The sequence below is a fragment of the Caballeronia sp. M23-90 genome (genome assembly GCF_053574605.1).
Window position 1 is genome coordinate 1 of sequence record NZ_JBSIPA010000799.1, and the last position, 1,449, is coordinate 1,449.

The 1,449-nt window shown below is 63.4% G+C and carries 2 protein-coding genes; both read right to left on the reverse strand.

The window, feature by feature from the left end; all coding sequences use genetic code 11:
• The coding region (locus ACRXB1_RS35950; protein WP_449494761.1) for an MFS transporter at nt 1–624 on the reverse strand (624 nt) is incomplete at its 3' end.
• A 69-nt stretch (nt 625–693) separates the two neighbouring features.
• On the reverse strand, nt 694–1,449 hold a 756-nt coding region (locus ACRXB1_RS35955), incomplete at its 5' end, for a metal-dependent hydrolase family protein (protein WP_449494762.1).

Consider the following 1,449-nt stretch of genomic DNA (forward strand, 5'->3'; position numbering starts at 1 on the left):
TTGCCGACCGCGAGCGACGAGCCAGCGCGGCGACTCCGGCAACGCACGCCGCCACCAAAGCAACATCACGATCGGGAGCGCCGTGATCACCATCACCCAGCGCCATGCATTGGGCGAAAGCGGAATCACCAGATAACCAAGCAATGCAGCCGCCACGAAGCCAAAGGAGAAAAAGCCCGCAAGGCTGCCCGTGAACGCACCGCGATACCGCCGCGCGACGAACTCGGACAAGAACGGCGCCACGATCGCGCTTTCCGCGCCCGTGCCGAGCCCGGCGACGATCCGCGTGGCGAGGAAAAACGGCCAGTCGTGCGCGACCGCGCTCGCAAGCGACGCGATGCAGTAGATCACGAGCGCATACATCATCACGCGCTTGCGGCCAATCAGGTCGCCAAGAATGCCCGCGAGCATCGCGCCAAGGAAGTAGCCGATAAACGTGCCGCTACCGAGCACGCCGGTTTGCACGCTGGTCAGCATCCATTCCTTGCGCAAGACCGGCAGCAGGAAGGCGAGCACCGCGGCGTCCATGGCGTCGAACGTGTAGCCCAGGCCGCCCATCAAAAGCAGCCTGCGATGAAACGAGGAAAACGGCATACGCTCGATACGCGCGGAAATCGTCGACATGCTTGCGTGCCTCGCTGGCAGAAGTTGCGGTTGAGATCTTGTCTTCGCGGTGCTGCTCAAGTTGCTGGATCAGGCGCGTTCGAGTTCGTCGAAATGAATATGGCCGCCTTTCATCACGAAGGGGATGTGCTCGCCCTGACCCAGCAGGCAGTCGACGGACTTCAGCGGATTGCCGTCGACCACGAGTACGTCGGCGAATGCGCCCGGCATGATGCGGCCGAGTTTATTGGTCATGCCGAGCACTTCCGCGCCGACCAGCGTGGCACTTGCTATGGCCTCCGCTGGTGAGAGGACGTCGGCTCGCAGCCGGAATTCGTCGCTTTGCATGTGCTGCGCTTCGCCGAGCAGATCGGTGCCGAAGCCCATCTTCACGCCCGCACGTTTCATGATTTCGAGCGAGCGCAGGCCGGCCTGATGCACGTCGGCGACTTTCGCAAGGCTGGCCGGGGGCAAGCCGTATTTGTCGCCAACGCTTGCCAGCGCTTCGTAGGTCACGAGCGTCGGCACCACGAATGCGTTGTGTTCGACGATCAGCCGGGCGGTGTCCTCGTCGATAAGATTGCCGTGCTCGATAGTCCGCACCCCACACCGTACTGCCCGAGAGATGGCCTCGGGCGTGTAGGCGTGTGCCAGCACATAGGTTTGCCGGCCACGCGCTTCGGCGACGATCGCGCGAATTTCGTCTTCCGAATAGCCCCATGCGCCAACGGGATCTGTCGGCGATGCCACCCCGCCCGATGCCATGATCTTGATCTGGTCCGCGCCCATCTGCAGTTCTTCGCGCACGGCGCGGCGCACTTCATCCACGCCGTCCGCCACGCGCCA